This window comes from Pseudomonas shiyinii, assembly GCF_056725765.1.
On record NZ_CM161522.1, the window covers coordinates 4,065,001 to 4,088,441 of the forward strand.

Annotated in this window: 22 protein-coding genes and 2 pseudogenes (1 of these 24 running past the window's edge); 18 read left to right on the forward strand and 6 right to left on the reverse strand. The window is 65.4% G+C overall.

Annotation, left to right across the window (positions count from 1 at the left end):
* Positions 1 to 915, reverse strand: the 5' portion of a protein-coding gene (locus ACXHGZ_RS18375; protein ID WP_224456995.1) for a CoA-acylating methylmalonate-semialdehyde dehydrogenase. 579 nt of this gene lie to the left of the window's left edge; only the first 915 of its 1,494 coding nucleotides appear in the window; the start codon lies at positions 913 to 915; its stop codon lies off the left edge, out of view.
* A 69-nt stretch (positions 916 to 984) separates the two neighbouring features.
* The gene (aptA, locus tag ACXHGZ_RS18380; RefSeq protein ID WP_368829883.1) at positions 985 to 2,331 is read right to left on the reverse strand and encodes an omega-aminotransferase AptA; all 1,347 of its coding nucleotides are present in this window, start codon (positions 2,329 to 2,331) and stop codon (positions 985 to 987) included.
* A 264-nt stretch (positions 2,332 to 2,595) separates the two neighbouring features.
* Between aptA and ACXHGZ_RS18385 the strand changes: the two genes are divergently transcribed.
* The 6 genes from ACXHGZ_RS18385 (at position 2,596) to ACXHGZ_RS18410 (ending at position 8,461) form a co-directional block, all read left to right on the forward strand.
* Positions 2,596 to 3,513 (forward strand): LysR family transcriptional regulator, encoded by a 918-nt coding sequence (locus tag ACXHGZ_RS18385; protein WP_480464097.1) that lies wholly within the window; start codon positions 2,596 to 2,598, stop codon positions 3,511 to 3,513.
* A gap of 90 nt (positions 3,514 to 3,603) precedes the next feature.
* A complete protein-coding gene (locus tag ACXHGZ_RS18390; RefSeq protein WP_084858707.1) occupies positions 3,604 to 4,266 on the forward strand; it encodes a TetR/AcrR family transcriptional regulator in 663 nt (220 codons plus the stop codon).
* 9 nt (positions 4,267 to 4,275) lie between these two features.
* The gene (locus ACXHGZ_RS18395; RefSeq protein WP_084858708.1) at positions 4,276 to 4,866 is read left to right on the forward strand and encodes an IMPACT family protein; all 591 of its coding nucleotides are present in this window, start codon (positions 4,276 to 4,278) and stop codon (positions 4,864 to 4,866) included.
* Positions 4,867 to 5,251: 385 nt separating this feature from the next.
* Entirely contained in the window at positions 5,252 to 5,938 is a 687-nt protein-coding gene (locus ACXHGZ_RS18400) for an SDR family oxidoreductase (protein ID WP_480460851.1), read from the forward strand.
* 121 nt (positions 5,939 to 6,059) lie between these two features.
* Positions 6,060 to 7,415, forward strand: a complete 1,356-nt coding sequence (locus ACXHGZ_RS18405) for an 8-oxoguanine deaminase (protein ID WP_480460853.1) — start codon at positions 6,060 to 6,062, stop codon at positions 7,413 to 7,415.
* Between the two features lie 95 nt (positions 7,416 to 7,510).
* On the forward strand, positions 7,511 to 8,461 hold the full coding sequence (locus ACXHGZ_RS18410; RefSeq protein ID WP_084858711.1) for an adenosine deaminase: 951 nt from the start codon (positions 7,511 to 7,513) through the stop codon (positions 8,459 to 8,461).
* A gap of 24 nt (positions 8,462 to 8,485) precedes the next feature.
* On the opposite strand, the gene ACXHGZ_RS18415 is transcribed toward ACXHGZ_RS18410, so the two are convergent.
* On the reverse strand, positions 8,486 to 9,199 hold the full coding sequence (locus ACXHGZ_RS18415; RefSeq protein ID WP_084858712.1) for an ArsR/SmtB family transcription factor: 714 nt from the start codon (positions 9,197 to 9,199) through the stop codon (positions 8,486 to 8,488).
* A 577-nt stretch (positions 9,200 to 9,776) separates the two neighbouring features.
* Between ACXHGZ_RS18415 and ACXHGZ_RS18420 the strand changes: the two genes are divergently transcribed.
* On the forward strand, positions 9,777 to 9,974 hold the full coding sequence (locus tag ACXHGZ_RS18420) for a hypothetical protein (protein WP_480460855.1): 198 nt from the start codon (positions 9,777 to 9,779) through the stop codon (positions 9,972 to 9,974).
* Here the strand turns inward: ACXHGZ_RS18420 and ACXHGZ_RS18425 are convergent.
* Both ACXHGZ_RS18425 and ACXHGZ_RS18430 read right to left on the reverse strand, forming a co-directional pair.
* Positions 9,925 to 11,106, reverse strand: coding sequence for a multidrug effflux MFS transporter (locus tag ACXHGZ_RS18425; protein ID WP_480460857.1), 1,182 nt, complete (start codon positions 11,104 to 11,106; stop codon positions 9,925 to 9,927). The genes ACXHGZ_RS18420 and ACXHGZ_RS18425 overlap by 50 nt on opposite strands.
* Before the next feature lie 129 nt (positions 11,107 to 11,235).
* Positions 11,236 to 11,433 carry a heavy-metal-associated domain-containing protein gene (locus tag ACXHGZ_RS18430; RefSeq protein WP_084858715.1) on the reverse strand — a complete coding sequence of 66 codons (198 nt, stop codon included), beginning with the start codon at positions 11,431 to 11,433 and terminating at the stop codon, positions 11,236 to 11,238.
* A gap of 149 nt (positions 11,434 to 11,582) precedes the next feature.
* On the opposite strand from ACXHGZ_RS18430, the gene ACXHGZ_RS18435 reads away from it, so the two are divergent.
* The 5 genes and pseudogenes from ACXHGZ_RS18435 to ACXHGZ_RS18455 all read left to right on the forward strand — a co-directional run.
* Complete coding sequence (locus ACXHGZ_RS18435) at positions 11,583 to 11,969, forward strand: hypothetical protein (RefSeq protein WP_084858716.1); 387 nt, start codon at positions 11,583 to 11,585, stop codon at positions 11,967 to 11,969.
* Positions 11,970 to 12,022: 53 nt separating this feature from the next.
* Positions 12,023 to 14,422, forward strand: coding sequence for a heavy metal translocating P-type ATPase (locus tag ACXHGZ_RS18440; protein ID WP_480460859.1), 2,400 nt, complete (start codon positions 12,023 to 12,025; stop codon positions 14,420 to 14,422).
* Positions 14,419 to 14,823, forward strand: a complete 405-nt coding sequence (gene cueR / locus ACXHGZ_RS18445; protein ID WP_084858718.1) for a Cu(I)-responsive transcriptional regulator — start codon at positions 14,419 to 14,421, stop codon at positions 14,821 to 14,823. The genes ACXHGZ_RS18440 and cueR overlap by 4 nt, the downstream gene beginning before the upstream one ends.
* 654 nt (positions 14,824 to 15,477) lie before the next feature.
* A pseudogene (locus tag ACXHGZ_RS18450) lies at positions 15,478 to 16,359 on the forward strand (cache domain-containing protein); the annotation flags it as partial.
* A gap of 306 nt (positions 16,360 to 16,665) precedes the next feature.
* A pseudogene (locus ACXHGZ_RS18455) lies at positions 16,666 to 17,265 on the forward strand (methyl-accepting chemotaxis protein); the annotation flags it as partial.
* Between the two features lie 139 nt (positions 17,266 to 17,404).
* On the opposite strand, the gene ACXHGZ_RS18460 reads toward ACXHGZ_RS18455, so the two are convergent.
* Positions 17,405 to 18,682, reverse strand: coding sequence for an acetyl-CoA C-acetyltransferase (locus ACXHGZ_RS18460; protein ID WP_480460860.1), 1,278 nt, complete (start codon positions 18,680 to 18,682; stop codon positions 17,405 to 17,407).
* A 110-nt stretch (positions 18,683 to 18,792) separates the two neighbouring features.
* Here ACXHGZ_RS18460 and ACXHGZ_RS18465 point away from each other — a divergent pair, with 110 nt between their 5' ends.
* From ACXHGZ_RS18465 to ACXHGZ_RS18490, 6 genes are all read left to right on the forward strand, one after another.
* Positions 18,793 to 20,145, forward strand: coding sequence for a 3-oxoacyl-ACP reductase (locus ACXHGZ_RS18465; RefSeq protein WP_480460862.1), 1,353 nt, complete (start codon positions 18,793 to 18,795; stop codon positions 20,143 to 20,145).
* Positions 20,146 to 20,147: 2 nt separating this feature from the next.
* Positions 20,148 to 21,008: a MaoC family dehydratase gene (locus ACXHGZ_RS18470; RefSeq protein WP_480460864.1), complete on the forward strand. Its 861-nt coding sequence runs from the start codon at positions 20,148 to 20,150 to the stop codon at positions 21,006 to 21,008.
* 97 nt (positions 21,009 to 21,105) lie between these two features.
* On the forward strand, positions 21,106 to 21,411 hold the full coding sequence (locus ACXHGZ_RS18475) for a MazG-like family protein (protein WP_084858723.1): 306 nt from the start codon (positions 21,106 to 21,108) through the stop codon (positions 21,409 to 21,411).
* Positions 21,408 to 22,157 carry a methyltransferase domain-containing protein gene (locus ACXHGZ_RS18480; protein ID WP_084858724.1) on the forward strand — a complete coding sequence of 250 codons (750 nt, stop codon included), beginning with the start codon at positions 21,408 to 21,410 and terminating at the stop codon, positions 22,155 to 22,157. The genes ACXHGZ_RS18475 and ACXHGZ_RS18480 overlap by 4 nt, the downstream gene beginning before the upstream one ends.
* A 22-nt stretch (positions 22,158 to 22,179) precedes the next feature.
* The gene (locus tag ACXHGZ_RS18485) at positions 22,180 to 22,815 is read left to right on the forward strand and encodes a DUF4136 domain-containing protein (RefSeq protein WP_084858725.1); all 636 of its coding nucleotides are present in this window, start codon (positions 22,180 to 22,182) and stop codon (positions 22,813 to 22,815) included.
* Between the two features lie 19 nt (positions 22,816 to 22,834).
* On the forward strand, positions 22,835 to 23,395 hold the full coding sequence (locus tag ACXHGZ_RS18490) for a DUF4136 domain-containing protein (RefSeq protein WP_324816590.1): 561 nt from the start codon (positions 22,835 to 22,837) through the stop codon (positions 23,393 to 23,395).
* Positions 23,396 to 23,441 lie beyond the last annotated feature (46 nt).

Consider the following 23,441-nt stretch of genomic DNA (forward strand, 5'->3'; position numbering starts at 1 on the left):
GATCTGCGGCTCCAGCTTGGCGATCAGTGCATCGGCCACCTGGTCGCCCACGCACACCGCGACCGAAATAGCCATGCAGCGCTCGCCGCAAGAACCGTAGGCCGCCCCCATCAGTGCGCTGACGGCATTGTCCAGGTCGGCATCGGGCATCAGCACGGCATGGTTCTTCGCGCCGCCCAGCGCCTGCACACGCTTGCCGCGCTTGGTGCCTTCGGCATAGATGTATTCGGCGATCGGGGTCGACCCCACGAAGCTCAGGGCCTTGACTTCTGGTGCCTCGATCAGTGCATCGACCGCCTCCTTGTCGCCATGCACGACATTGAGGATACCTTTGGGCAAGCCCGCTTCATGCAGTAGCTGGGCAATGAACAGGGTCGAGCTCGGGTCACGCTCGGACGGCTTGAGAATGAAGGCGTTGCCGCAGGCAATGGCCAGCGGGTACATCCACAGCGGCACCATGGCCGGGAAGTTGAACGGGGTGATGCCGGCGACGATGCCCAGCGGCTGGAAATCGGACCAGGCATCGATGTTCGGGCCAACGTTGCGGCTGTACTCGCCCTTGAGCAGCTCTGGGGCGGCGCAGGCGAACTCGACGTTCTCGATGCCGCGCTTGAGTTCACCGGCAGCGTCTTCCAGGGTCTTGCCGTGCTCTTCGCTGATCAGTTGCGAGATACGTGCTTCATTCTGCTCCAGCAGTTGCTTGAAGCGGAACATTACCTGGGCGCGTTTGGCCGGGGGCATGTTGCGCCAGGCCGGGAATGCAGCCTTGGCCGAATCGATGGCTTCCTGGACGGTGGCGCGGCTGGCCAGTTCGACCTTGCGGGTGCTCTCGCCTGTGGACGGGTTGAAGACATCGGCGGTGCGCTCGCCCTTGGAAACCAGCTCGCCGTTGATCAGGTGCTGAACGATGCTCATGCAATACTCCAGATAAAGAAGGTAGAGGCAGGCGCGTAGGAACGCGCCTGTCGTCAGAGTCGGAAAAGATCAGTCGATCTGGTTCAGGGCTTCACCCACCGCATCGAACAGGCGGTCCAGTTCCTGCGGCTGGGTGTTGAAGGTTGGGCCGAACTGCAAGGTGTCGCCACCGAAGCGGACATAGAAACCTGCCTTCCACAGCTTCATCGCCGCCTCGTAGGGACGCACGATGGCATCGCCGTCACGCGCAGCGATCTGGATGGCACCGGCCAGGCCATAGTTGCGGATGTCGATGACGTTCTTGGTGCCCTTGATGCCGTGCAGCACCTTCTCGAAGTGCGGCGCCAGCTCGGCGGCCGACTGCACCAGGTTTTCTTTCTGCAGAAGGTCCAGCGCGGCGATGCCGGCTGCGCAGGCCACCGGATGGGCCGAATAGGTGTAGCCGTGGGGGAACTCCACGGCGTATTCGGGCGTCGGCTGGTTCATGAAGGTCTGGTAGATCTCGCTGGTAGCGATCACCGCACCCATGGGGATGGCACCGTTGGTGACCTGCTTGGCGATGCACATTAGGTCCGGGGTCACGCCGAAGGCTTCGGAGCCGGTCATGGCGCCCATGCGGCCGAAGCCGGTGATCACTTCGTCGAAGATCAGCAGGATGTTGTGCTGGGTGCAGATCTCGCGCAGGCGCTTGAGGTAGCCCTTGGGCGGCGGCAGCACGCCCGCGGAGCCGGCCAGTGGCTCGACGATGACGGCCGCGATGTTCGAGGCGTCATGCAGCTCGATCAACTTGAGCATCTCATCGGCCAGGGCGATACCGCCCTCTTCCGGCATCCCTTTGGTGAAAGCGTTGCCCGGCAGCAGGGTGTGAGGCAGGTGGTCGACGTCCAGCAACTGGCCGAACAGCTTGCGGTTGCCGTTGACACCGCCGAGGCTGGTGCCGGCGATGTTCACCCCGTGGTAGCCACGGGCGCGGCCGATGATCTTGGTCTTGGTCGCCTGGCCTTTCAGGCGCCAGTAGGCGCGTACCATCTTCAGCGCAGTGTCGCAGCACTCGGAGCCGGAGTTGGTGAAGAACACATGGTTCAGGTCACCCGGGGTCAGCTCGGTGATCTTCTCGGCCAGTTGGAAGGCCAGCGGGTGGCCGAACTGGAACGCCGGGGAATAGTCCAGCACGCCCACCTGGCGCGCCACCGCTTCGGAAATCTCCTTGCGAGTATGCCCGGCGCCGCAGGTCCACAGGCCCGACAAGGCGTCGAACACCTTGCGGCCCTTGTCGTCGTACAGGTAGCTGCCTTCGGCTGCCACAATCAGGCGTGGATCGCGCTGGAAATTGCGGTTGGCGGTGTAGGGCATCCAGTGGGCGTCCAGTTTGAGCTGGCTGGCGATGCCGGTGGCGGCGGTTTCGGGCATGTTCATCGGCGGTTCCTCGGAAGACGATTAGGCAACGATGGATGTTGTTGCAGCTAAGTTGTCATGGGGATAACGTAAGAAAAACTCTGCTTTTCTAATCTTTGGATATGAACCCGCTAAACTTAAGACCACCCTGCGGGAAACACCTTGCCAATCAATGAGCTGCCCACAGATGCGCCCGCGCAACCTCGCGATTGCATGGGGTCGACTGTTTTATCCACAGGGTTAGGTTTTAAGGTTGCGCTCCTGCCCCCACTCCAACGAAGGCCCATCGTGAAACGCCCACAACCCCTCGCCCAGGTCAGCGACTTCGACATCCGCCTGCTGAAGATCTACCGCAGCGTGGTGGAATGCGGAGGCTTCTCGGCCGCCGAAAACGTGCTCGGCATCGGCCGCTCGGCCATCAGCCAGCAGATGAACGACCTGGAGCAGCGCCTGGGCCTGCGCCTGTGCCAACGTGGCCGGGCCGGTTTTTCGTTGACCGAGGAAGGCCGTGAGGTCTACCACTCGGCCCTGCAACTGCTCAGCGCCCTGGAAACCTTCCGCACCGAGGTCAACGGGCTGCACCAGCACCTGCGCGGCGAGCTGAACATCGGCCTGACCGACAACCTGGTCACCCTGCCACACATGCGCATCACCCACGCTTTGGCCGAACTCAAGGACCGCGGCCCCGATGTGCGCATCCAGATCCGCATGATCGCCCCCAGCCAGGTCGAGCAGGGCGTGCTGGACGGCAGCCTGCATGTGGGCGTGGTGCCCCAGACCAGCCCGCTCTCGGGCCTGGAATACCAGCCCCTGTACAGCGAGCGTTCGCTGCTCTATTGCGCCGTCGGTCACCCGTTGTTCTACGCCGACGACCAACAGGTCGACGACCAGCGCCTCAATAGCCAGGACGCGATCGCCCCGACCTTCCGCCTGCCCGCCGACATCCAGGCGCACTACCAGGCCCTACATTGCACGGCCAGCGCCTCGGACCGCGAGGGCATGGCGTTCCTCATCCTCACCGGGCGCTACATCGGCTACCTGCCCGACCACTACGCGTCCTTCTGGGTCCAACAGGGCCGCCTGCGCGCCTTGAAGCCGGCCCAGCGCTTCTATGACCTGAGCCTGAGCTGGGTGACGCGCAAGGGGCGCCGACCGAACCTGGTACTGGAAAGCTTCCTCGAAAGCCTGGCTGCGACACGCTGATGCCTATGCGTGCCGCCAATGCTTGTCACTTCGGCACAGGAAGGTAATCTTGTCCGACATCCGTTGCCACTGAACCGTACGGAACCGTCCATGACCCTCGAAGTCCCTGCGCATCTACCTTCCACCTCGGGCAAACCTGCCGGCCGTATTCGCCAGAAAAACGAACAGGCCATCATCCAGGCCGCCGAAGACGAGTTTGCCCGCCATGGCTTCAAGGGCACCAGCATGAACACCATCGCCCTGAAGGCCGGCTTGCCCAAGGCCAACCTGCATTACTACTTCACCAACAAGCTTGGCCTGTACATCGCCGTGCTGAGCAACATCATCGAGCTGTGGGACAGCACCTTCAACGCCCTGAGCGTCGAGGACGACCCGGCCCAGGCGCTGAGCCACTACATCCGCACCAAGATGGAGTTCTCCCGGCGTAACCCGCAGGCCTCGAGGATCTTCGCCATGGAGGTGATCAGCGGCGGCCAGTGCCTGAGCGAATACTTCAGTGCCGACTACCGCGACTGGTTCCGTGGCCGGGCGGCGGTATTCCAAGCCTGGATCGATGCTGGCAAGATGGACCCGGTCGACCCGGTGCACCTGATCTTCCTGCTGTGGGGCAGTACCCAGCACTATGCCGACTTCGCCACCCAGATCTGCCAGGTCACCGGCCGTAGCCGCCTGACCAAGCAAGATATGGAAGACGCCAGCAACAACCTTATCCACATCATTCTCAAAGGCTGTGGCATCACCCCGACAGCCTGACCCGGACCTATGCCTTCTACCCTGCTCGACCTCTGCGAATTCCACGAAGAAATCCGCAAGAGCCGCTTCATCACCCTCGCCGGCCCGATCAGCAGCCCGGCCGAGGCCATGAGCTTCATCGAACGCCACAGCGACCTGGCCGCCACCCATAACTGCTGGGCCTGGAAACTGGGTGCGCAGTACCGCAGCAGCGACGACGGTGAACCCGGCGGCACCGCTGGCCGGCCGATCCTCGCGGCCATCGAGGCCCAGGATTGCGACCAGGTGGTGGTGCTGGTGATCCGCTGGTATGGCGGCATCCAGCTGGGCACCGGCGGCCTGGCCCGCGCCTACGGCGGCGGTGCCAACAAGTGCCTGCAGCAGGCGCCCAAGCGACTATTGGTGCAGCGCAGCGAGTACCGCTGCAGCTGCAGCTTCAGTGAGTTGGCACTGCTCAAACTGCGCTTGGCGGACGTGGACGGCCTGGTGCTGGACGAACGGTTCACCGCCAACGGTGTGGATTTGCAGGTGGCCCTCGGCGACGCCCATCTCGAAGCGCTGCAACAACAGTTGGCAGACCTCAGCCGTGGCCGAATCCGCCTGGAGCCCTGCGAAGGTTGAAGCCCTCCAGATTGCTCACAGCAACTGTGGGCCCGCCTGTGGATAAGCTTGGGGCATTCATCTCCAGGCCTTGGGCTGCAAGGCCTGCACGACATTGATCATATTTTGATCACATTTTCATGACAACGTCGCAAGCACCTGAATATCAGTAAGTTATCCCCAACTCCTGATGCCATGACCTGCCTTCGGCATGGATCTCTACAGTAGAGGCTTGCTCACAGATAATGTGGAGTGTGCTGTGGATAACCCGTGAACCCTTGAGCGCAACGCCCGTATTCAAAGGGCTTGGGGAGGATGGTCATTTTTTGATCAGCCTCGGCCAGGCAACCGGCCCACTCTTGGCGTATGCTCTGTACCCTGATATCGGATGTCCAAGGAGCCCGTCATGCCCAACGCTAGAACCGCCCTGATCATCGGAGCCTCCCGCGGGTTGGGCCTGGGCCTCGTGCAACGCCTGCACGAAGACGGCTGGGCCATCGTCGCCACCGTGCGCGACGCCCAGAAGGCCGATGCCCTGCGTGCGATCCCCGGCGTACGCGTGGAAACCCTGGAAATGAACGATGCCGGGCAACTCGATGCTCTGCAACAGCGCCTGCAAGGCGAAGTATTCGACCTGCTGTTCCTCAACGCCGGCGTCATGGGCCGCGAACCGCACGACCCGGAGACCGCCACCGAACAGGAAATCGGTGCACTGTTCATGACCAATGCGGTATCGCCGATTCGCGTGGCGCGTCGGCTGGTCGGGCAAGTGCGCGAAGGTTCCGGCGTGCTGGCATTCATGAGTTCGGCGCTGGGAAGCGTCGGCAACCCTACCAGCAACCACATCTGCTTCTACAAGGCCAGCAAGGCGGCCCTGAACTCGATGATCAACAGCTTCGTGGCCGAACTGGAACACCCCGGGCTTTCAGTGATCGCCATGCACCCCGGCTGGGTGCGCACCGACATGGGCAGCGACCAGGCCGATATCGATGTCTTCACCAGCACCCAAGGCATGCTCGAGCAGGTCAAGGCGTACAGCGGCAAGCCTGGCCTGCATTTCATCAACTACCGGGGCGACCCGCTCACCTGGTGAATTGAAAGCCGCCTGGCGAGGCAGTAGACTGGACGCCTCGCCGCCCGCGGCGGACCTGGATCAGCAGACAGGGCAACACTGAGCTGGCTAACCTGAACCCACTTTCAGAGGAGCCGGCACCATGCCTGCGACCCGCATTTGGTTGAAATCTCCCCTTGCCATCTTCACCGCCAACGGTGCCGACGCCCGTGGTGGCCTGGTCATCGAAGACGGCCGCATCACCCAACTGCTCGCCCTTGGCGAAAGCCCCAGCACACCTTGCGACCAGGTCTTCGATGCCCGCGAGCACGTGGTGCTGCCCGGCCTGATCAACACCCACCACCATTTCTACCAGACCCTCACCCGCGCCTGGGCGCCGGTGGTCAACCAACCCCTGTTCCCCTGGCTCAAGACCCTCTACCCCGTCTGGGCGCGGCTCACGCCGGCCAAGCTGGAACTGGCCAGCCAGGTCGCCATGGCGGAGCTGCTGCTGTCAGGCTGCACGACCGCAGCCGACCACCACTACCTGTTCCCGACCGGCCTGGACAACGCCATCGACGTGCAGGTCGAGGCCGTGCGCAAGCTGGGCATGCGCGCCATGCTGACCCGCGGTTCCATGAGCCTGGGCGAAGCCGATGGCGGCCTGCCGCCGCAGCAGACGGTGCAGGAGGGCGAGGTCATCCTCGCCGACAGCCAGCGGCTTATCCACAGCTACCACGAACGCGGCGACGGCGCCCGCATCCAGATCGCCCTGGCGCCCTGCTCGCCCTTCTCGGTCACACCCGAGATCATGCGCGCCAGTGCCACCCTGGCCGAGGAGTTGGACGTACGCCTGCATACCCACCTGGCCGAGACCCTCGACGAAGAGGACTTCTGCCTGCAGCGTTTCGGCCTGCGCACGGTGGACTACCTGGACAGCGTGGGTTGGCTGGGCCCACGCACCTGGCTGGCCCATGGCATTCATTTCAACCCTGAGGAAATCACCCGCCTGGGGCAGGCCGGTACCGGTATCTGCCACTGCCCGAGCTCGAACATGCGCCTGGCGTCCGGCATCTGCCCGACCGTGGAACTGGAAACGGCAGGCGCGCCCGTGGGCCTCGGTGTCGACGGCTCGGCTTCCAACGATGCGTCGAACATGATCCTCGAGGCACGCCAGGCCCTGTACCTGCAGCGCCTGCGCTACGGCGCCGAGCAGATCACGCCTGAACGCGCCCTGGGCTGGGCCACCCGTGGTTCGGCACGCCTGCTGGGGCGCAGCGACATCGGTGAGCTGGCCGTCGGCAAGCAGGCCGACCTGGCCCTGTTCAAGCTCGACGAGCTGCGCTTCTCCGGCAGCCATGACCCACTTTCGGCCTTGCTGCTGTGCGGCGCCGACCGTGCCGACCGGGTCATGGTCGGTGGCCAGTGGCGTGTCATCGACGGGCAGATCGAAGGCCTGGACGTACAAGGCCTGATCGCCGATCACCGCCAGGCCGCGGCCCAGCTGATCGCGGGTTGACCTGAACCGGAAGGGGCTGCCCGGCAGCCCTTCTCCCCTGCATCCGGCCAGCCCCTGTAGAATGACGGCAACCGTACCTGACCGAGATTGCACCTATGTATGACTGGCTCAACGCCTTGCCCAAGGCTGAACTGCACATGCACCTGGAAGGCTCCCTGGAGCCCGAGCTGCTGTTCACCCTGGCCGAGCGCAACAAGATCGCCCTGCCCTGGGCGGACGTTGAAACCCTGCGCAGCGCCTACGCCTTCAACAACCTGCAGGAGTTTCTCGACCTCTACTACCAGGGCGCCGATGTCCTGCGTACCGAGCAGGACTTCTATGACCTGACCTGGGCCTACCTGCAGCGATGCAAAGCGCAGAACGTCATCCATACCGAACCCTTCTTCGACCCACAGACCCACACCGACCGGGGCATCCCCTTCGAGGTGGTACTCAACGGCATCCGCCAAGCCTTGAAGGATGGTCGCGAGCAACTGGGCATCGGCAGCGGGCTGATCCTGAGCTTCCTGCGCCATCTGAGCGAAGAAGAGGCGCAAAAGACCCTCGACCAGGCCCTGCCCTTCCGTGATGCCTTCATCGCTGTCGGCCTGGACAGTTCCGAAAAAGGCCACCCACCCAGCAAGTTCCAGCGCGTCTTCGACCGAGCCCGCAGCGAAGGCTTCCTGGCGGTAGCCCACGCTGGCGAGGAAGGCCCGCCCGAATACATCTGGGAGGCCATCGACCTGCTGAAGATCCAGCGTATCGACCATGGTGTGCGTGCTATCGAAGACGAACGCCTGATGCAACGCATCATCGACGAGCAGATCCCGCTGACCGTCTGCCCGCTCTCGAACACCAAGCTGTGCGTATTCGAGCACATGGGCCAGCACAACATCCTCGACATGCTCGAACGTGGCGTGAAGGTCACCGTCAATTCGGACGACCCGGCCTATTTCGGCGGCTATGTCACCGAGAACTTCCATGCCCTGCACACCCACCTGGGCATGACCCAGGACCAGGCCCGACGCCTGGCACAAAACAGCCTGGACGCCCGTCTGGTGCGCTGATCGCGCCCCGCCTTGCAGCCCGGTCTAGCCCACCTGCAAGGCCGGCGTGCGGGCGATGCGGTTGATCTGCTGAATACCCATCGAGGAAATCTGCAAGGCCCGGGACGCTTCCTGTTCACGCAACCAACCGGATTGCATGAACAGCCTGAACAGTGCATTCCCCAGTTTGCCCCCCAGGTGCGGCCCCTGGTCGCTCCACTCGTTGCAATGGCAGATCGAGCAACCGTGTCGGTCCCCAGGGGCCAGCGCCTCGATGAACACGCCGATGGCAGCCAGTTGCGAGCGCCCCTCGGCAGTGACCCGCAGTTGCGCCTGGCTACCCTCCAGCCAACCGGCCACGATCAGGCGGTGGTAAAGCTCGGCGGCCAGCTCCCCACCGAGGTGGTCGCCACAACGTCTAGCCCTGCGCATGGACAAGGGCACCTGCAGTGGGGTTGCTTGGCCGCTGCGCTGGCCTCGACGCTCGAGCCGCACACTGGCCAAGGCCTCCACCGCCGCTCCGACTTCCGGTGTAGCCAGGCGGAAGTAACGTTTTCGACCACGCGACTCCAGCCTCAGCAAGCCGGCCGAGGACAGCAATGATAGATGAGCACAGGCCGACGACGAGGTCAGCCCGGTCATCACGGCCAGCTCATCGGCCGGGCGAGGTATGCCATCGATCAACGCCCACAACATGGCGCTGCGCTTGGGGTCGGCCATCAGGCCGGCGATCTGGGCGATACTGCTGACTGCTTTCATTTCAACTCCCTGGATGATCACGTCTGGTTCCGTGGCCAAACGGCGCAGCGGGTATCACCCTCGGGAATGGCGTAGGCGGATTTCGGGCGCTGGCGTTCGCGACAGGCGAGGCATTCCAGCCACGCTCGAAGGAGCTCTCATGTGCCATTCCCTGGCAGGGAAGTATCTCTCGCTGGCATTGGCCGCGACAGCCAGTATAAGGCGCTCCAGGCCGTGTGCCTGCGCATTGGCGCGCCCTTACAGGCCGCGACAGGCCGGGGGTGGGCGGCCCCTTGCCTCGGCAGTGAGCCCAGGGGTCGCCCCGCCGATATCGCCAGGGGCCTCGTCGCAAGGAGGCTGCGAGGCCCCTGGAGGCTCGCCGACAAGCGAAACGCCCAAGAACAATGCCGACACCGGCCTTCCTCAAATACGGCAGCCCAAAGCGAAGGTTTCGCCTTCGTGCACCATGGCTTGACCACAGGCCGACTCAGGCAGACAGAAGGTACGACCGTCAGTCCGGACAGCTGCGCCAGCACATGGCGCAGGCTGGGGGCAGCGCTAAACTTCAGCGGCTCCCACCCACCGGAGGAATGCCGCGATGAAGATTGTCGTCAGTACGTCGAACCGCAATCCCAACTGCCCCTGGCAGGTCCGGCTCGACCAGCATGTGGTGAGTTTTCGCAGCGAAGCGGAGGCACGGCTGTTCGTCGCCACGCTGGAGAGCCGCCTGCAGGCTCCCCACACCCTTACACCGGGCGGCTGGCCTGCAAACGCCGAGTCAACATTGCCACACTGACCACCAGTGCACCGCACAGGCTGATCACCAGGGCCATGGGCACTGCACTACCGTCGTGCAGCACGCCCACCAGCGCCGCAGCGCCCGCCGCGACACTGAACTGCAGGCAGCCCATCAATGCCGAGGCGCTCCCGGCGCGAGCGCCCTGCCCGCTCATGGCGCAAGCCGACGCGTTGGGGATGATGCAACCCAGGCTTGCGATACACACGAACAGCGGCAGCAGCAGCGGCCACAGCTGCGCAGGGCGTAGCGCCGCCACCGTCAACAGCACCAGTGCTGCCGCCAAGTACAACCACACCGCCCGAGCCAGCAGGAACGCCGGGCCACGCTTGGCCAGCAAACGCGCATTGACCTGGGCCATGAGAATGAAGCCGGCGGCGTTGGTACCGAACAACCAGCCATAGTGTTCGGCCGGCACGCCATACAGCTTGATGAACACGAAGGGCGAACCGGCGATGTAGGCGAACATGCCCGCGATGGCGACGCCGCCGGTCAACGCATGGCCCAGGAAGACCCGGTCGCCCAGCAAGCGCAGGTACTGGCGCAGGGCACCGGATAACGGTTGGCGCGGCATATCTGCCGGCAGGCTCTCGGGCAAGCCCAGGCTCACGGCCAGCAGGCAGGCCGCGCTGAACAGGCTCAGGGCCAGGAAGATCGACTGCCAGCCCGCCAGGTTGACCAACACCCCACCCAGCATCGGCGCCAGGATCGGCGCGAGCCCCATCACCAGCATCAGCTGCGAGAACACCTTGGCCGACGCCACCGCATCGCACTTGTCGCTGACGATCGCGCGCGACAGGACCATCCCGGCACAGCCGCCCAACGCCTGCACGAAGCGCGCGAGGATCAGCGTGTCGAGATTGGGTGCATAGGCGCAGGCCAGCGAGGCCAGGGTGAAAAGTGTGATGCCGAACAGCAGGGGCTTGCGCCGACCGAAACGATCGGCCACCGGGCCATAGGCCAGTTGGCCCAGGGACAGGCCGAGGAAATAGGCGGCCAGGGTGGTCTGGACGTGTTTTTCGTCCGTGGCGAAGGCGTGCGCCATGGCAGGGAAGGCAGGCAGGTAGAAGTCGATCGCCAAGGGCCCGAACGCACTGAGGGCGCCCAGGATCAACACAATTCGCAGGTTCATCGGGAATCCATAGCAGGCTAAGCAAGTAGGTAAGTCTACCTGCACCGGACCGCGTCAGGATGAAAACCTTTGTAACGATTACCCGCCCAAGCGCTGGCGCCGCCCTTGGACCAGCGCCAGCCCGCCCCGTCAGGCCACCTCGGCCTGGTAGCCCTCGTCACGAATCGCTGCCAGGATCTGCTCGGCCGCCAGGCGGCTGTGCACCCTTACCTGCTTGGCGGCCAGGTCGACATCCACCTGGGCAGCGCCGTCCTGCTCCTGCACCGCGCGGGTCACTGCCTTGACGCAGTGGCCGCAGGTCATGCCTTGAACGTTGAATACATGCATCGGGTCTTTCTCCATTCAGGGGGATTGCCTGCAGTTTCAAGCTTGCCATCATGGCAAGGTCAAGTATTGGCGGAATCGGCCGGGGTGGAAATCTGTGCGCCGCTCGGCCAAGCTGCGCCTTTGACGATCTGGCAAGCAGGAGATTCTTCATGTTCAGGGCAGCATTGGGCCTGGTTGGGCTGCTGGGCGCGCTGGCCGCGGTACCACCGGCCAACGCCGAGGGCAACTCGGACTACAGCGTGCTGATCATTTCCCGGGAACGCCTGGAAGTCGCCACCAGCTGCGAAATCGGTATCTACCTCAACGACCAGCTTTCCGGTCGCCTGTTCCAGGAGCAAACGACCTCGTTCAACCTGCCACCCGGGCCGGTGGACGTACGCCTGCGCTTGCTGCCCGGCCAGATGCCCGGCTGCGCGCCGGGCATCGAGGACCAACGCAGCACCCGCCTGACCCTGCAAGCCGGGCAAATCAGCAAGTACCGCATCGCCATGGGCCATGCTGGCCTCCAGCTCAAGCGCGCCGGCCTCGGCTATTGACCTTACCCACGTGGCAAGGTTGATGCTGAAGGCCTGTCCAAGGAGGAGAGCCCATGTCCGCACCTACCACGTTCGACCTGCCGATCTCCGGCATGACCTGCGCCAGCTGTGCTGGCCGGGTCGAGCGCGCCCTGCGCAAGGTCACCGGCGCTGAACAGGTCAGCGTCAACCTCGCCACTGAACAGGCCCGGGTCCAGGCCCCGGCCGGCAGCCTGCCCGCCCTGGTCGATGCCGTCCGCGGGGCCGGCTACGGCGTTCCCACCCGCACTGTCGAACTGCAGATCGGCGGCATGACCTGCGCCAGCTGCGTGGGCCGTGTCGAACGCGCCCTGGGCAAGCTGCCGGGGGTCGAGCAGGTCAGCGTCAACCTGGCCAGCGAACGTGCCCACCTCGACGTTCTGAAGGCGCTGGACGACAACCAGCTGATCGCGGCGGTGGAAAAAGCCGGCTACAGTGCCAGCCTGCCCAAGGCCGCCCGCGACGACCAGGCCGAGGCCCAGCGTCGCCTGCGCAACGAGCGCCTGGCGGTAGGCGTGGCGCTGCTGCTGGCCTTGCCGCTGGTGTTGCCGATGATTGTCCAGCCGTTCGGCTTGCACTGGATGCTGCCGGCCTGGGTGCAGTTCCTGCTGGCCACACCGGTGCAGTTCATCCTCGGTGCACGCTTCTACGTCGCCGCCTGGAAAGCCGTGCGCGCAGGCACCGGCAACATGGATCTGCTGGTCGCGTTGGGCACCAGCGCCGGCTACGGCCTGAGCCTGTATGAATGGGCCCGGGCATCGGCGGACATGGCGCCGCACCTGTACTTCGAGGCCTCCGCCGTGGTCATCGCCCTGGTGCTGCTGGGCAAGTACCTGGAGAGCCGAGCCAAGCGCCAGACCGCCAGCGCCATCCGTGCCCTCGAGGCACTGCGCCCCGAGCGTGCCCTGCGCATGGTCGACGGCCGCGAGGAAGACGTTGCAATCAGCCAGCTGCGCCTGGGCGACCTGGTGCTGGTCAAACCCGGCGAACGCTTCCCGGTCGACGGTGAAGTGCTCGAGGGCAGCAGCCATGCCGACGAGGCACTGATCAGCGGGGAAAGCCTGCCTGTGCCCAAGCAGCCTGGCGATTCGGTCACCGGCGGCGCCATCAATGGCGAAGGTCGCCTGCTGGTGCGCACCCAGGCCCTGGGCACCGAGACCGTACTGGCCCGTATCATCCGCCTGGTCGAGGACGCCCAGGCGGCCAAGGCGCCCATTCAGAAACTGGTGGACCGGGTCAGCCAGGTGTTCGTCCCGACGGTCTTGGTACTGGCCTTGGCCACGCTGTGCGGCTGGTGGCTGGCCGGCGCACCGCTTGAAACCGCGTTGATCAATGCCGTCGCCGTGCTGGTGATCGCCTGCCCTTGCGCACTCGGCCTGGCGACCCCGGCAGCGATCATGGCCGGTACCGGGGTCGCTGCCCGCCACGGCATCCTGATCAAGGACGCCGAAGCGCTGGAGCGTGCCCACGCCGTCAACCGGGTGGTCTTCGACAAGACCGGCACCCTCACCTCCGGCAGCCCGCGGGTCGTGCACAGCCAGGCAGTAGACGGGAACACGGGCGACCTGCATCGCCTCGCCGGAGCCTTGCAGCGCGGCAGCGAACACCCCTTGGCCAAAGCCGTGCTCGATGCTTGCGCAGAGCAGGGCCTGCTGGTGCCGCAGGTTGCCGACAGCCAGTCCCTCACCGGCCGAGGCATCGCCGGGCAGGTCGAGGGCCGTGAACTGGCCCTGGGCAACCGTCGCCTGCTCGACGAGAGCGGCCTGCAACCGGGCGAGCTGGCCCGCTGGGCACAAACCTGGGAAGCCGAAGGCCGCACCTTGTCGTGGCTGATCGAGCGCGCACCGCAACAGCGTGTGCTGGGCCTGTTCGCGTTCGGCGACAGCCTCAAACCCGGTGCCGATCACGCCATTGCCGCGCTGCACGCACAGCACATCAGCAGCCACCTGCTGACCGGCGACAATCGCGGCAGCGCCCAGGTCGTAGCCCAGGCCCTGGGCATCGATGATGTGCATGCCGAAGTGCTCCCCGCCGACAAGGCTGCCACAGTGGCCGCGCTCAAGCGCGACGGCGTGGTGGCCATGGTCGGCGACGGTATCAACGACGCGCCGGCCCTGGCCGCCGCCGATATCGGCATCGCCATGGGCTCGGGCACCGACGTGGCCATGCAGGCCGCCGGTATCACCCTGATGCGTGGCGACCCGCGCCTGGTACCAGCGGCGCTGGAGATCAGTCGCAAGACCTACGCCAAGATCCGCCAGAACCTGTTCTGGGCCTTCATCTACAACCTGATAGGCATCCCTCTGGCCGCCTTCGGCCTGCTCAACCCCGTGCTGGCTGGCGCCGCCATGGCCCTGTCCAGTGTCAGCGTGGTGAGCAATGCCCTGTGGTTGAAAACCTGGAAACCCACCGACAACTGGCAGGAGCACCCATGAACATCGGCCAGGCCGCCCGCCGCAGCGGGCTCAGCACCAAGATGATCCGCTACTACGAGTCCATCGGCCTGCTCAAGCCGGCTCTGCGCAGCGACAGCGGCTACCGCCTGTACCAGGCGGACGACTTGCATACCCTGGCGTTCATCAAGCGCTCGCGCGACCTGGGCTTCTCCCTCGAGGAAGTGGCCCGGCTGCTGACCCTCTGGCAGGACCGCCAGCGCGCCAGCGCCGACGTGAAGGCGCTGGCCATGCAGCACATCGACGAGCTGAACCGGCGGATCGAGGAACTGGTCAGCCTGCGCGACACCCTGGGCGAACTGGTCGCCCACTGCCAGGGCGACGACCGGCCGGACTGCCCGATCCTCAAGGACCTGGCCAATGGCAAGGGGTGTTGCCATTGAGCAACTGTGAACCTGTGCCTCTGCCTTGAGTTGGCTGCACGGGCCCTATCGCCGGCAAGCCGGCTCCCACCTGTCCCGCGCTGTTTCAAAGACACCGCCATACCTGTGGGAGATCACCCAGCCCTTCGGGCTGCGCTGTCGCGCAGAGAACAAGCGGCCAATGCTGCCCTTGTGGGAGCGGGCTTGTCCCGCGATCAAGGGCGAAGCCCTTGCCAGGCGACGGTGATATCGGGCCCGGCCTAATCGCGGGACAAGCCCGCTCCCACAGGGTGCCGCAAATCAAATGGTCATGCATTGTTCTATGAGAGCCGGCTTGCCGGCGATAGGGTCCGCGCAGGCGACAGAACAGATGGCTGGCATCACCAAACACGACCAGCCCTCCTCCAAACACGACTTCAGGCAACAAATACGGAGCCCCGGCCTATAAAAAAACCAAGCGCTGCCGATCTACACATCACCTGCCTCTAGCAACGAACAAGAACAAGACCGGGAGCGTGGATGAACATCAAGCAGAAACTGACATGGGCCTTCGCCATCATCGCGGGCCTACCCATTGTCCTCGTCGCCGCGTTGGTGATGCTCAACTTGCGCAGCGAAGCCCGTGACGATTTCCTGGCCAATAGCAGCCGGGAAATCCGCCAGGTCAGCAACGCGATGCACCTTTTCTTCCAGGGCATCGAACAGAACGTGGACTACCTGGCCGCGCAACCGATCATCGCTGCCACCGGTAGCAACCTGAACAAGTACCTGACCGCCAGCCCCTCCCGCGAGCTGGGGGAGCAGGACAAGCAGGTGTTCGATTTCATGGCCCGCTTGGCAGAAACCCACCCCAGCTATGCTTATATTTCCTACGGCGTGAGTGATGGTGGTTATGTCGGCTGGCCCAACGACGACACATTTGCCAACTATGACCCACGCCAGCGCCCCTGGTACCAGCTGGCCGTCGCCAACCCCGGCAAGACCTTGCGCACGGCTCCCTACTACTGGGCGTCCGGTGACGTGGTGCAGATTAGTGTCGTACGCGCCGTCGACAACAGCCTCGGCAGCCTGGCCGGCGTGGTCAGCATCGACGTGTCGCTCAATGGCCTGACCGACCTGCTCAAGCAGATAAAGCTGGGCGAAAGCGGCTACCTGATGTTGGTGGAAAACAACGGCAACGTGATCGTCGACCCTCGCGAGCCCAAGCATAACTTCAAGCAACTCGACAGTTTCGGCGAAGGCTACGCCGTACTGGCCAAGGCTGGAAAGGGGCTGGTCGAAGTGGAGCTGGGCGGCGAGCGTTACATGGCCAATGTCTACCCCGACGCCCAATCAGGCTGGACCTTCATCGGTTTGATCCGCCATGACGAAGTCATGCAGACCACCACCCACCTGAGCTGGTTGATCGGCTCCATCGCCCTGGCCCTGACCGTGATCTTCGCAGGGGTCGGCGCTGCATTCGCCAAAGTCATCGTACGCCCGATCAACAGCGTCAGCAGCGGCCTGGAGGACATCGCCCAGGGCGAGGGCGACCTGACCCGCAGCCTGGAGATCCGCGGGCGTGACGAAACCGCCCAGCTGGCCAGCTGGTTCAACCAGTTCCTCGGTGCCATTCGCAGCCTGATCCAGCACATCGGCACGGCCGCCGGGCAGATCCTGCATACCTCCAGCAGCTCGACCCGCGTTTCCGGCGACATGGCCGAAGCCGCCGGGCGCCAGCGCGAGGCGGTGGACATGGTTTCCACCGCCTTCCACGAAATGGTCGCCACCGCCAACGAAGTCGCCCGCTCGTGCAGCCAGGCGGCCGACTCAGCCGACAGCGGCCAGCAGCAGGCCCGCGAAGGCCAGCAGCAGATCGACGCGGCGGTGCAGAGCGTCGACCGCCTGAGCCAGGAAATCGAGCAGTCGGCCCTGTCGATCCAGCAACTCGAGCGCGACAGCAATGCTATCCAATCGATCCTGGGCACCATCCGCTCGATCGCCGAGCAAACCAACCTGCTGGCCCTCAACGCCGCCATCGAGGCGGCCCGCGCCGGAGAGCAAGGCCGCGGGTTCGCGGTGGTGGCCGACGAAGTGCGTGCCCTGGCCAAGCGCACCGCTGACTCCACAGCCGAGATCGACGGCCTGCTGGGCAACCTGGCCTCACGCACTGCCCAGGTTGCCGAGCAGATGCATGCCAGCCTGGAGGTCTCACAACAGTCGGTCAGCCGCATCGGGTTGGCCCGTGACAGCTTCGGGCAGATCCGCGAGTCGGTGGACATCATCCGCGACATGAACACCCAGATCGCCACTGCAGCCGAGCAACAGCACCAGGTGGCCGAGGACATCAACCGGCATATCAGCCAGATACACGGCGACGCACAGCTGGTGGCCGAACTGGCCCAGGCCGCGCGCCAGGACTCCGAGAGCCTGGCGGGGCTGTCCAACGAGCTCGATGCCCTGGTGCGCAGGTTCCGCACCTGATCCCATCCGATATCACCTCTCTGTAGGAGCGGGCTTGTCCCGCGATGGCACCGAGCTGCCATCGCGGCTGCAGAGCAAGGGCTACGCCCTTGATCGCGGGACAAGCCCACGCCCACAGGCCGGCGGATAAAGCCAGCCCCTATCGCTCGACGATGACCGTAACCCCCTGCCCTCCCGCTGCGCAGATCGAGATCAGTCCCCGCCCCTTGCCTGCCTTGGCCAGCAACTTGGCCATGTTGGCCAGGATCCGCCCGCCGGTCGCCGCGAACGGATGTCCCGCGGCCAACGAGCTGCCTTTCACATTGAGCCTGCTGCGGTCGATGCTGCCCAGCGCCCCATCGAGTCCCAGGCGGTCACGGCAATAGGCCTCGTCTTCCCAGGCCTTGAGCGTGCACAGCACCTGGGCGGCAAAGGCCTCATGGATCTCGTAGTAATCGAAGTCCTGCAGGCTCAGGCCGTTGCGTGCCAACAGGCGTGGCACGGCGTACACCGGGGCCATCAGCAACCCCTCCTGCCCGGTGACGAAATCCACCGCGGCGGTTTCGCCATCGACCAGGTAGGCCAATACAGGCAACCCACGGTCCTGGGCCCACTGCTCGCTGCCGAGCAGCACCAGCGAGGCGCCATCGGTCAGCGGCGTGGAATTGCCCGGCGTCAGGGTCCCCAGGCCGCTACGGTCGAATACCGGCTTGAGCCTGGCCAACTGCTCCAGGGTCAGGTCGGGGCGCAGGTTGTTGTCCCGGGTCAACCCCAGGAAAGGGGTGAGCAGGTCGTCATGCCAGCCTTCATTGAACGATGCCAGCAGCTGCTGGTGGCTCAGCAGGGCCAGCTCGTCCTGCTCGATGCGCGCAATCTGCCAGGCCTGGGCCATGCGCTCGCAATGCTCCCCCATCGACAGCCCCGTGCGCGGCTCCTCGTTGCGCGGCAGCTCGGGCTTGAGGTGTTTCGGGCGCAGCTTGAGGAAGGGCTGCAGCCGCTGCATCAGGTGCTTGCCACGGTTGGCCCGCAGCAGGATGCGCCGCAGCCCTTCATTGATGGCGATCGGCGCGTCGGACGTGGTGTCTACGCCCCCGGCGATGCCGGAGTCGATCTGCCCGAGGGCAATCTTGTTGGCCACCAACAGCGCCGCCTCCAGGCCCGTGCCGCAGGCCTGCTGGACATCATAGGCCGGGGTTTGTGCCGACAGCCGCGAGCCAAGCACGCACTCACGGGTCAGGTTCATGTCCCGGGCATGCTTGAGCACCGCGCCGGCGGCCACCTCGCCCAGGCGCAGGCCATGCAGGCGATAGCGCTCGATGAGGCCTTCGAGTGCGGCGGTGAGCATCGCCTGGTTGCTGGTATTGGCGTAGGCGCCGTTGGAGCGTGCGAAAGGGATCCGATTACCGCCCAGGATCGCGACCCGCCGAGGTGAAGCCATGCCCATCCTCCTCCTGAAACAATTTGATCCGTACAGCCTAGTACCACGTTCGAACGACCCTGACATAAAGTTGGTCCACACTGCATGCTTGCCTTCAGGGAGACCCGCACATGAGCGATCGCTATCTCGGCTTTGCCAACTCCAACCTGGGCCGACGTCTCGTCGATGCCCTGGGCCTGCCGCGCCCGGTGCCGCTGGAGCGCTGGCAGGCAGGCCGCCTGCGGCCGGTGGAGGGCGCTCTGGTGCTGGGCGGCGGGCCATTGGCGGCCAAGGTCGAGGCCATCGCCCCGTGCCTGACCGACACCCTCTACAGCTTCAATGGCGACGGCCTGCAAGCCCAACCCTGGGTCGCAGGCCTGGGCCCGAAGGTGAAAGCCGTGGTGTTCGACGCCAGTCACCTGTCCGACATCGACGCGCTGCGCCAGTTGCGTGAATTCTTCCAGCCGTTGTTGCGCAGCCTGGCGCCGTGTGCCCATGTCGTCATCCTCGGCCATGCCCCGGCAGGCCTCGACGACCCCTTGGCCAGCGTGGCCCAGCGTGCCCTGGAAGGCTTCAGCCGCTCGCTGGGCAAGGAGCTGCGCAACGGGGCCACAGTGCAGCTGCTGTACGTCGACGAAGGCGCCGAAAACCAGCTTGAAGGCGCCTTGCGCTTCTTCCTGTCGCCCCGCAGCGCATTCATTTCCGGCCAGGTGCTGCACCTGGCGCCCTGCGCTGCCCAGGTGCAAGACTGGACCCGCCCGCTGGCCGGGCGCCGGGCGTTGGTCACCGGCGCCGCCCGCGGTATCGGTGCGGCCATCGCCGAAACCCTGGCCCGCGATGGTGCCGAGGTGACCCTGCTGGACGTACCGGCAGCGCAGAACGACCTCGATGCCCTCGCCGCCCGCCTCGGTGGCCGCGCCCTGGCCCTGGACATCTGCGCAGCCGACGCCCCGGCGCAGCTGCTCGAGGCCTTGCCCGAGGGCATCGACATCGTGGTACACAACGCCGGCATCACCCGGGACAAGACCTTGCCCAACATGACGCCCGACTACTGGGACGCCGTCATGGCCGTCAACCTCAAGGCCCCCCAGGTTCTGACCCAGGCCCTGCTCGAAGCCGGCAAGCTGCACGACGCCGCCCGCATCACCCTGCTCGCCTCGGTCAGCGGCATCGCCGGCAACCGCGGCCAGGCCAACTACGCTGCCAGCAAGGCCGGCCTGATCGGCCTGGCCCAGGCCTGGGCGCCGAAGCTGGCCGAGCACGGCGGCACCATCAACGCCGTGGCGCCTGGCTTCATCGAGACACACATGACCGCCGCCATGCCCATGGGCCTGCGCGAAGCCGGGCGACGCCTGAGCTCCCTGGGCCAGGGCGGTATGCCGCAGGATGTTGCCGAGGCCGTGGCCTGGCTCAGCCAGCCCGGCACCGGCGCGGTCAACGGCCAGGTCCTGCGGGTCTGTGGCCAGGCACTGATGGGAGCATGACAATGACACGGCCATGGCATGATCTGCACAGCCCCGATTCGCGCACCCGCCTCTACCTGCGGGCTTTGGCCAAGCGCAAGATCAGCGGCGAACGCCTGCCCGAAGCCGGCCTGCGCTGCTTCCTGCGGGTACAGCCCGACAATTTGTCCGCCTACCGTCGGTTGTGCCATTACCCCGACCACGGCCGCCTGCCGCCGACCTATCCCCATGTCATGGCCTTCCCCCTGCAACTGCAGTTGCTCACCGCCCCGGACTTCCCCTTCCCTCTCCTCGGCCTGGTGCACCTGCACAACGAAACCCAGGTCCATCGCCCGCTGGGCGGGGTCGATGGCCTGCGTTTCTCGGTCCATGCCGACAACCTGCGCCCGCACCCCAAGGGCGGCACCTTCGACCTGGTGACCGAAGCGCAGGATGTGCTCGGCCCCCTGTGGCGTGAAACCAGCCGTATGCTGGTGCGCGGCCTGCATCTTGAAGGGCAGGCCGAGGAAGAAGCGGACCTCGAGCCCGGCAGCCTGCCCGAAGTTACGCGCTGGTACGCCGACGCTGACATCGGCCGGCGCTACGCCAAGGTCTGTGGCGACTACAACCCGATCCACCTCGGCACGGCCAGCGCTCGGCTGTTCGGCTTCCCCACGGCCATCGCCCACGGCCTGTGGACCCAGGCCATGGCGATGGCCGCGCTGCAAGGCCACCTGCCCACCAGCGGCTACGTCTTCGACGTGGATTTTCGCAAACCGGTGCGCCTGCCCTCGGAGGTAGTGCTCAGCGCCAGTGAGGCCGGCCCGGCAGGCGTGTTGCGCCTGGACAGCCATGGCGGCCTGCTGCACATGCTCGGCCAATGGCGCCCCCTCACCCCCTTGTAAGAGCAGGCCTGCTTCCGCGATCGGGCCGCGATGCGGCCCACGCCGCTTGCTTTGCCCCCACGCTCCCCCGAAGCTATACGCCATCAGGAGAGCCCCCATGAATCTGCAAGAACTGACCGACCGCCTGCACCAGATCCGCGACAACAACGACTGGCGCGGCTTTCACAGCCCGAAGAACCTGGCCATGGCCGCCAGCGTCGAGATGGCCGAACTGGTAGAGATCTTCCAATGGCTGAGCGAAGACCAGTCGCGCCAGCTTCCCCCGGAAGAGCTCGCCCACGCCGGCCAGGAAATCGGCGATATCGTCCTGTACCTGTTGCTGCTGTGCAGCGAGCTGGGCCTGGACATGAACGAAGTGGTGCGTGCCAAGCTGGCCGACAGCGAGAGGCGCTTTGCCAAATGAACGACCGTCATTTCGATGAGCTGGCCACCCGCTTCGCCGAGAAGATCTACGGCGGGGCCAAGGGTGCGATCCGCCTGGCGGTGCTCCAGGCCGACCTCGCCGAAACGCTACCCGACCGCCCCCTGCGCGTGCTCGATATCGGCGCGGGCCTGGGCCATATGGCCCTGTGGTTGGCCGAACGAGGCCACCAGCTGACCCTGGCCGAACCGGCCGCGCCCATGCTCGAAGGCGCCCGCGCGCGCTTCGCCGAGGCCGGCCAGACGGCCACCTTCATCCAGGCCCCCTGGCAGGCGTTGCTCGGCCAGCTGACCGAACCGTTCGACGTGGTGCTGTGCCACGCAGTGCTCGAATGGCTGGCCGAACCCGAGAGCATCCTGCCGGTGCTGCACCAGCTGACTGCCCCCGACGGCTGGTTGTCGCTGGCCTTCTACAACCGCGACGCGCTGGTCTACCGCAACCTGCTCAAGGGCCATTTCCGCAAGCTGCGCAGCAACCGCCTGGCAGGCGAGAAGCAGAGCCTGACCCCGCAAAAACCGCTTGATCCCCGGGCCCTCAAGGCGCAACTTGAACCCATGTGGCAGGTCGAAAGCGAAAGTGGCGTACGGGTGTTCCACGACTACATGCCCAAGGAATTCCAGGCCAAGGCCGAGCTGCTCGACTTGCTGGAAATGGAACTGGCGCACCGCCGCCACCCCAGCTTCGCTGGCCTGGGCCGCTACCTGCACTGGATTTGTCGCCCGCATTGACACCGCTTGCCGGGAGGACCACATGCCGTACCCGCAACTGTGCCTGGTACTGTTCACCCTGACCCTGGCCGCATGCCAGGGCAGCAACCCCTATGTTGCCAGCAGCCGGCCGCTGCCACCGGCGCCGCCGCAGGCGGCGACCACGTTCGATGCCAGCGCCTACCCCGCCGCGCCACGCGACTATGGTCGCTATCGCAGCTGGAGCTGGCGCAACGGCCAATTGCCCCGCGCCAGTGCCAGCACCGACCCGGCACAACTGGCCGACGCCATCAGCGGCGCGCTCGATCAGCACGGCCTGCGCCCGGCCCGTGGTGCCAGCGGCGACCTGCTGGTCAGCGCCGATGTGCGCCTGGAGCGACGCCTGCGCCAGGTGCGTGACTACGATTACTACGACCCCTACTACGGCCCGTACCCTTACGGTGGTGTCGGCTTTGGCGGTTACCACAATGGCTATGGTGCCTACGGCAGCGTGCCAGTGGTGCGCACCTACGAAGTGGAAGTGATGGTGGTGCGCATCGACCTGTTCGATGCCCGCAGCGGCCAGCCAGTGTGGAGCGCCAGTGCCGAAAGTGGCAGCGGCAAGGACTCGCCACGGGACCGTGAAGATGCCTTGCGCGAATCGGTGAGCAAGGCGCTCAGCGGCTATCCTCCCAGTTAGCTTTCAACGGAGAACCATCATGTTGCGCCGCCTCGCCCTGTTGTCTTTCACGTTGCTGCTCGGCGCCTGCGCCAACAACAATGTCACCCAGGACTTCGATGCCAGCCGCGATTTCGCCGCGTACCGCAGCTGGGCCTGGCAGGAGCCGGCCTTGCAGTACCGCCCGGACGACCCGCGGATCAAGAGCGACCTGACCGAGCAACGCATCCGTCAGGCCGTGGCCGGCCAGCTCGACCAGCGCGGCCTGCGCCCGGTGCAAGGCACTGCGCGGCCGGATGTGCGGGTGCGCACCTACCTGATCGTCGAAGATCGCCAGCAGCAGATCACCACCAATTATGGCGGCGCCTGGGGGGGTTACTGGGGCGGCTACTGGGGCGGGCCGATGTACAACGAAACCCGCAGCGTCGACTACAAGGTAGCGACCATCCAGGTGGACCTGTTCGACGGCCGCGACGGCAAGCTGGTCTGGCGCGGCAGTGCCGAGCAGATCATGAACAATTACCCGCCCAGCCCGCAGGAACGTAACACCGCGATCCAGAAGACCGTGGCGCAGGTGATGGCCAACTATCCTCCTCGCTGAGCTTAGGGCTGCCCTTTCGCGGCACAAAGCCGCCCACAGGAAACCG